Origin of the sequence: uncultured Senegalimassilia sp. (assembly GCF_934632265.1) — a bacterium.
Classification (GTDB): Bacteria; Actinomycetota; Coriobacteriia; order Coriobacteriales; family Eggerthellaceae; genus Senegalimassilia.
Genome location: NZ_CAKTYH010000101.1, coordinates 1 through 7,073, shown reverse-complemented (window position 1 = coordinate 7,073; position 7,073 = coordinate 1). Strand labels below are relative to the sequence as shown.

Here is a 7,073-nt window from a genome sequence, read left to right as displayed (position 1 = left end):
CTCGGCGTCGGGCGTGCCGATGCTCGACGTGATCTGCTCGATCTTGACCGGCTCGGCGTTCGTGGCGTTCATGTTCGCGGCGGCGCTCACGCTGATGGTGTCGGCGGCCGGTGCGGTGCTGCAGGCTGCGCTGTTCGCGAAGGGCGTCGAGGGCGCCGGCAAGCCGGCGGCGGCGTTTCTGTGGGGTTGGGCTGCGGCGGCGGTGTCGCTGGTGTGCCTGCTGGTGGTGGCTAGCGGCATTTTGAGCGGCGTGCAGGTGGGCTCCATGAGCAGCAAGCTGCCGGGTGCAGGTGTGCTCGTGCTGGCGGCGGTGTGCTTCACGGCGTTTTTGGGCACGCTCCTGGGTGCGTCGTCGCAGGTCATGTGCGCGTGCATCTCGCGTGCCGGCGGACGTGCGAGCTGGAACCTGGTGGGCGCGGCGGCCGCGTGCGGCGCCGTGGTCATGGTGCTGACGGTGCTCACGTTTGCGGCTATCAACACGGCCAGCCCGAACATGGCGGTCGTGGGCGGCCTGCTGGCGGTCGACTGCGTCGTGAACGTGGCGCTGCTGCTGGCAGCGAGCAGGTTCACGAAGTAGGGAAGTAGTGCGAAAGGGGCTTTTGCGGGAGCGCAAAAGCCCCTTTTCGGCGTTGTGTGGGGGGTTGGTTGATTGCGGGGCGGGTTTGCGTTGGTGCCGCCCGCCCCGTTCGAGGGCGAGGTTTGCGTTGCTTGCGCAAACCCGCACCGCGATTAACGTGCGGGATTTGATCTACTTGCGCAACCCCCGCAGCCCGCACAACTGTAGGGTTTGTTTGGCTGGCACCCAGCTATGCGCGGCGGGTGATTGCTGGTTTGCGAATCGTGATCTTGGGAGGAGGCGTATCGTGTGTGAGCTTGGTTCCGTGACGTTTCGGGCGTTCGATACGGTGTGCGCCGTGTCGGCTGATGTCGATGCGGTTGCGTTGCGCGAGGTTGAGGCGCTTTGCGCGCGATACGAGCTGCTGCTGAGCCGCTTCAACCCGGAAAGCCGGCTGTTCGCACTCAACGCCGCTGCGGGCGAGTGGGTCGACGTGGGCGAGGAGCTTGCCGGTGTTTTGCGCGCTGCGCTGGGATATTGCGAGCGCACGGGCGGGCTGTTCGACATCACCATGGGCGGCGTGTGCCGTCTATGGGATTTCAAGCGCGGCGTCGTGCCTGGCGACGCCGCTATCGCCGAGGCGCTTGCGCACGTCGACTGGCGCAACGTGCAGGTCGAAGGGGCGCGGGCGCGCATCACCGACCCGCGGGCAACGATCGATCTGGGCGGCATGGCGAAGGGCTATATCGCAGACAAGGTGATTGACCTGCTGAAACACCACGGCGCAACCAGCGGCGTGATCAACCTGGGCGGCAACGTGGCATGCTTGGGCAGCAAGCCCGACGGTAGTGCATGGAACGTAGGCCTGCGCGCGCCAGTGCCTTCGGGCGGCAGCTTGCAAGCCGCATCGTTCGCCAGCGTTTCCGTATGCGGGAAATCGGTAGTGACCAGCGGCGTCTACGAGCGCGCCTTCGTGCGCGACGGCCGCGTGCTCCACCATATCCTGGACCCCCGAACAGGCAAACCAGCGGAAACGGACGTACTGTCCGCAACCGTCATAGCCGACGAATCGCTCGACGCCGACGGCTACACCACCGCGCTCATCATCATGGGCGCCGATCAAGCCCTAACCTTCGCCGAGCAAACCCCCGGCATAGAGGCCATCCTCCTAACCACCAACGCCCACCTACTAAAAACCACCGGCATAACCGCCAAAGGCACAAGACTGCAGGTCGGTTAGGTAGATATGTATGCAAGGGACCACGCAGAGGTGCTGCTATGAACACGAGAAATGCGATGGGTAGTAAATAATACCATGATTATGGTATAGTGCCGATATCGTGGTATATATGCAAGGAGGCTGCTCATGCCAGTTTGCGTCCCTATTAAAGAAATGAAGAATACGGCATCGTTCACCGAAACGGTCATGGAAGCCCAAGAGCCCGTTTTCGTCACAAAAAACGGTCGCGAAGCAATCGTGTCAATGTCGCCGGAGGTATACGAAGGCTTGCTTAGGGAAGCGGCTCGTGCCCGCTTGTACGATATCGTTGAGCGCGGGTTGGACGATGTGCGCGCCGGTCGCGTTTCCGATGCAAAATGCGTTACTGCAAACCTGCGGGCTGCATATGGCGCTTAATGTGGTGATTTCCGAGTCCGCACAAGCCGGACTCGCGGAAGCTTGCGGCTATATAGCCGAAGTTTTGAAAGAGTTATCGGCGGTCGTCACGCTGCTTGATGCATTCGACGAGTTTGTGGATGCGGTATCGCAGCTTCCTGATCTATATCCGCTTTGCAACGAGTCGCGACTTGCTAGTATGGGGATTCGCAAAGCCCTCATCAGGGGATATGTTGCACTTTACGTTCGAAACGATAAAGAAGTTTCGGTAATCGCATTCTTTCATCAGACGCAAGACTACGCAAAGCTTATATGATGTGCCTGCCTCTTTTCTGAGCGGGCTATTCTTTGCCGTTCTCGACTTCGGCGATTACTTCTTCGTAGCCTTTTAGCGCTGCGAAGGGCATGAACTGGCTGCCGCGGTCGGGCGAGGGGACCGACGCGCGCACGCCGTCGGCCGCTACGCGTTGCGCTATGCGGTCGAGCACTTGCGCGCGGTATTCGCGCTCGTCGGCCGACAGGCCTGGCCACACATCCGGCGTGGGCAGGCCGGCGGCTATGCGCGCCTGATCAGGGCTAAGCACGATGCCCGCCTACCTGGTTGTTGCGCTCCATGGCGTTCGCCTCCTCTTTCAAACTTGTGGCCTTCAGCAGCGCGTTCGCGCCGAAGCGTTTGCGCACGTCCACCATGGCCCGCGACAAGGCGGCTTGCTTGCGCTCGTTCGCGGCGTCGTCGAACAGCGTGGGCTGCACCTTCTCGGCGGGTATCAGGTCCGCCAGCGCTATGTTCACGCGGCGGATGGAAAGCCCCGGCGTCACGCGGGCGCGGTAGATCTCCAGCACGGCGTCGGTCAGCGCATCGACGGCGTTGGTGGGTTTGGGCAGCTTCGCCGACCCGCCCGCGCCGGCGGCCGCGGCGCCGAACGGCCCGCACTTCTCCCACGACTGGTGGGGGAAATTGCTGGCCGAATACCCCACGTACACGCTTGCCACCTGGGCGCATAAGCCTTTCTTCACCAGCTCGAGCGCGCTGCCCAACACCATCTCGCGCAGCAGCGTTTCCACCTCGCGGCAGCTGTAGTCGCGCATGAGCACCTGCCCGTTGGTCAGCGAATGGCCGCGCGGGCGGTAGCTGCGCGCCTGCTCGACGGTGCACGCTTCCAGCCCCCACGCGTGGTCGATCAGGTATTCGGCGTTTTTGCCGAACTCGCGGCGCAGCACCTTGGGGTTGACGGCGCAAACCCCCGCAAGGTCGTACGCGCCGTGCTTGGCTAGGCGGCGGGCGATGCCCGGGCCGATGCCCCAGATATCGGTGATCGGGCGGTGGAACCAGATCTCGCGCTTGAACGACTCGTCGTCAAGCTGCCCGATGCCGTCGCTGGCGTGCTTCGCGCAAATGTCGAGCGCCACCTTCGCTTGGAACATGTTCGGTCCGATGCCGGCCGTGGCGGTGACGCCGGAAACCTCGAAGGCGCGCCGCATCAGGCGTTTTGCGAACGTGCGCGCGTCGGTGCGGTAGAGGCGCAGGTAGGGCGCGGCGTCGATGAAACACTCGTCGATGGAGTACACCTGCAGGTCCTGCGGGCTGACAAGCTCAAGGTAGCTGCCCACGATTTCGCCGCTGACCTGCATGTATCGTTTCATGCGGGGGACGGCGGTCAGGTACTCGATGCCCGGCGGGATGTCGCGCACGCGGCAGCGGTTGCGCACGCCGGCGGCCTTCATGGCCGGCGTGATGGCAAGGCAGATGGTGTTCGCGGAGCGGTCGGGGTCGGCCACCACCAGGTTGGTGGTGAACGGGTCAAGGCCGCGATCGGCGCATTCCACGCTGGCGTAGAACGACTTCAAGTCGATGCATATAACGCAACCCGAGGTTTTGCGCAAATCCGTCACCCGTCAATCCTTTCCGTTTCTCCATCGTTTGTTCGCTAGCAATTTTCGAACGCGCGTTCGATAATACCATAGCGATGGATTTTATGACGAAAGACGGCGAAAGACGAGGCGTGCACAAAATGTACGTCAACGTCGTGCTGCACGTGAACGACGAGGGGCGTATCGACCCGCTGGCGGTCATATGGCCTGATGGGCGCACGTTCCGCATCGACGAGGTGCTCTACCGCGGGGAGCCGGGGCAAATGCAGAAGGGGGCGAAAACGTCGCGCTTCCGCATCCGTTTCGGGCGAAAGGAAACCAATCTGTACCTGGAGCGCCGCCAAGGTTCGCCGGCGCTCGGCACCCCCGACGTCGACCGCTGGTGGGTCAACGCCATCGACAACACTCCGACTAAGCCTGGCTGCTAGGGGAAGTGGGCTGGATGTTGTTGCACGGCAGGGTAGTCAAGCAACTCGCGACGGCGCGGGAGGTGAAACGAGGCGTGACGGGCGGTCGCAATATGGATTAGATTCCGCAAAATGCGACATTTACCGCGAAAATGGATTTCATTCCATTTTCGCGGTGGTTCCGGCATTTTGTGGAATGGATTCCATTTTTGTAGCTTCAACCTGCGACTATGCGCGTTCGTCTTCGGTTTTCGCGTGGGCGGTGGCGACTGCGGCTGCTCCGACTGCCGCTGCTGCGGCGACGGCTGCGGAGGCTGCCTTCAAGGTGCCGTCATCGCCGGTCGGGGCAAGGGGCTTGGGATCGCTCGCGTCGTTCGCCGGTGGCTGCGTTTCGGGCTGCTTGGGCTCGGGATCTGGGTCAGGCTTGCGCACGGGGTCGGGTCCAACCTGCGTCGCAATACGCCCCTGACCTGCGGCGTTAGCATATTCCTGCCCGATAACGCCGTGCAGGTTCAACTGCACGTATTCCATAAGGGCATCGTTGTCCAAGCCCAGCAGCGTGACGGGGTTCTTGCACAGCATGCTGTACGAACCGCCGCCTTCCACCAGGTAGTACGAATGGCACACCAGCGTGTATGCCGCTTGCGGGTCGATAGCCTTACCGTGCAGCTTTGCCCGGCGCACGCGGCGCTCCTTCGTGTCGTCTATGCCGACGAACGTGCTACCCGAGCGCAAAACGGGCGAATCGATGTCAGTGCGGATGACGAACTCCAGCCCCTCGGAAACCTGCAGGAAGTCGCCGCTGGACTCGGGCAAGCTGCTTGCCGAGAGCTCGAGCGCGTCAAGCAGGTCCTGGCCCGAAACGCTGGTGTAGCAAAGCTGGTTATTGAAGGGGTTCACGTTGATGAGGTCGCCCTTCGTCACATCGCCGCTGTTCAGGTTCGCGCGAACGCCGCCGCCGTTGACGAACGCGATGTCGGCCATGACTCCCGCGTTTGTCGCATAATAAAGGTACGCGTCGGTCACGAAGTCGCCAAGGTTCGTTTCGTGCGCTCGCACGGCCCAGGTGTAATCGTCGTCTTCGAACGCGTACAGGTCCACCTCGGACTTGCCGATAATGGTTCCCGTTTGGGCTTTGACATCCGCAACCTTCTTGTTGATGACATCCTGCACGCTGGCATCGCGCCCGAACGTCGCCTCCTGCACGTATGCGGGATCGCCGCTTTTGCGAGCCTCGCGCAAAAGCGTGGCCTCGAAGGCGGGCGTGCTGGCGGAGATGGTGCCGCTGTCCGGATTGATGACGACCTGGCCCACGCTGGAGAACTGCGTACCCGTTTGCGTGATGATGACGTTTTTACCCTCGGCGTCTTGCTTGACCTGCACATATTCCTGGTGCGAATGGCCATCGATGATTACGTCGATGCCACGGCAGCGCTTCGCCAACGCGTCGGAGCGCCAGATGTCGGGTGACCCTTCCTGGCCAAGGTGCGCCAGCAGCACAACGTAATCAGCGCCTGCCGTGCGCGCCTGGTCAACGGCGTTTTGCACCGCTGCGGCAAGCGCCGCGCCGGTATCGTCCTCGCAAAAGCCGTACACGCACGTGTGATCGTCGTCGCTTCGCCAGAACGATTTCGGCGACGAAGCCGTCAGCGTCGCCGGCGTGGTAACCCCCACGAACGCCACGCGCGCAGTACCGCCGCCTGTAAGCGGATAGCTCTGGATGGCGTACGGGGCGAACATGAGTGTGGGCACCTCGGGGCGCTTATCGGTGAAGTTGCAGCTCAGGTATGTGGCGCTCGCGCTGCCAACCAGGTGGTTGAACTGCGGCATCCCGTAGTCGAATTCGTGGTTCCCGGGAATCACGAAGTCATATCCCGTCGAGTTCATGATGTCGACGAGCGCTTGGCCTTGCGTCAGCGTGCCCATGACGTTGCCCTGCACGGCGTCGCCGGCATCCACAAGCGTGACGTTCCCGCTGCCGAAAACGCTTTTGCGGTCGGCAACGTAGCTTGCCAGCGCCGAATACCCCAGCGGCGTCGCTCCCTTTTCATCGGCTTCGCCAACAGCGCAGTGGACGTCGTTGGTGTGCAGGATGACGATAGCGCTGCCCGCCTGCGCATCGTCGGCGAACGCGCGGCGCGGCAACCCGAACACAGCGCTGCCGAAAGCGAAGGCGGTCGCGCCCGCAAGGAACTGACGACGGGAAAGCTCGGTGCTCATAAAGATGCTCCAATCTGCAAAAGGGTCGAAGCGGGCGGCTCAAGAAGTAAACCAAGTGACTCGTGGCGTACGACCCATGATACGCGCGCATGATTCCGAAAAATGCGCTGCTTTTCGCGAAAATGGGTTCGAACTCATTTTCCAGCGGCGAGTCGGGCGCGTTGCGAAATTGATTCCATTTTCGCAGCTTGAAGCCGCGAAATCGAGAGCGGTGCAATAGGGAATGCAGCGCAAAACCACGCAAAAGAAAACGGGCCGAAGGGGAGTGCCCTTCGGCCCGTAAGCGCTTAGATGAACTTGCCCTTGCCGTGGTCGGCCATGTGTTGGATCAGCTGCGCGACCCAGCCGCGGAACTCGCCCTTGCGAGGGACCAGCTTGCCGTCCACCAGCTCCTCGTAGGAGA

At 62.3% G+C, this 7,073-nt stretch carries 8 protein-coding genes; 5 read left to right on the top strand and 3 right to left on the bottom strand.

Annotated features, from left to right (window positions below; genetic code table 11):
• The 4 genes from Q0H50_RS07500 to Q0H50_RS07485 form a co-directional block, all read left to right on the top strand.
• Positions 1-577: hypothetical protein (locus tag Q0H50_RS07500; RefSeq protein WP_294421012.1), on the top strand; the 577-nt coding region annotated here is incomplete at its 5' end.
• Positions 578-863: 286 nt separating this feature from the next.
• Complete coding sequence (locus Q0H50_RS07495) at positions 864-1,796, top strand: FAD:protein FMN transferase (protein ID WP_294421010.1); 933 nt, start codon at positions 864-866, stop codon at positions 1,794-1,796.
• A 126-nt stretch (positions 1,797-1,922) separates the two neighbouring features.
• Positions 1,923-2,192 (top strand): type II toxin-antitoxin system Phd/YefM family antitoxin, encoded by a 270-nt coding sequence (locus Q0H50_RS07490; RefSeq protein WP_042435898.1) that lies wholly within the window; start codon positions 1,923-1,925, stop codon positions 2,190-2,192.
• A complete protein-coding gene (locus Q0H50_RS07485; protein ID WP_294421008.1) occupies positions 2,182-2,487 on the top strand; it encodes a type II toxin-antitoxin system RelE/ParE family toxin in 306 nt (101 codons plus the stop codon). Before Q0H50_RS07490 ends, Q0H50_RS07485 begins: the two co-directional genes overlap by 11 nt.
• Before the next feature lie 25 nt (positions 2,488-2,512).
• Here the strand turns inward: Q0H50_RS07485 and Q0H50_RS07480 are convergent, their stop codons facing one another.
• Positions 2,513-2,755: a hypothetical protein gene (locus Q0H50_RS07480; RefSeq protein WP_294421006.1), complete on the bottom strand. Its 243-nt coding sequence runs from the start codon at positions 2,753-2,755 to the stop codon at positions 2,513-2,515.
• Positions 2,748-4,064: a DNA repair protein gene (locus Q0H50_RS07475; RefSeq protein WP_294421004.1), complete on the bottom strand. Its 1,317-nt coding sequence runs from the start codon at positions 4,062-4,064 to the stop codon at positions 2,748-2,750. Before Q0H50_RS07475 ends, Q0H50_RS07480 begins: the two co-directional genes overlap by 8 nt.
• 110 nt (positions 4,065-4,174) lie before the next feature.
• Between Q0H50_RS07475 and Q0H50_RS07470 the strand changes: the two genes are divergently transcribed.
• Positions 4,175-4,471: a hypothetical protein gene (locus Q0H50_RS07470; protein WP_294421003.1), complete on the top strand. Its 297-nt coding sequence runs from the start codon at positions 4,175-4,177 to the stop codon at positions 4,469-4,471.
• A 207-nt stretch (positions 4,472-4,678) separates the two neighbouring features.
• On the opposite strand, the gene Q0H50_RS07465 is transcribed toward Q0H50_RS07470, so the two are convergent.
• On the bottom strand, positions 4,679-6,670 hold the full coding sequence (locus Q0H50_RS07465) for a bifunctional UDP-sugar hydrolase/5'-nucleotidase (RefSeq protein ID WP_294421001.1): 1,992 nt from the start codon (positions 6,668-6,670) through the stop codon (positions 4,679-4,681).
• Between the last annotated feature and the right edge of the window lie 403 nt (positions 6,671-7,073).

Bases quoted from the DNA above. Each gene is read 5' to 3' on its own strand.
- Q0H50_RS07465 (WP_294421001.1), bottom strand. From the start codon at position 6,670: ATGAGCACCGAGCTTTCCCGTCGTCAGTTCCTTGCGGGCGCGACCGCC.
- Q0H50_RS07490 (WP_042435898.1), top strand. From the start codon at position 1,923: ATGCCAGTTTGCGTCCCTATTAAAGAAATGAAGAATACGGCATCGTTC.
- Q0H50_RS07485 (WP_294421008.1), top strand. From the start codon at position 2,182: ATGGCGCTTAATGTGGTGATTTCCGAGTCCGCACAAGCCGGACTCGCG.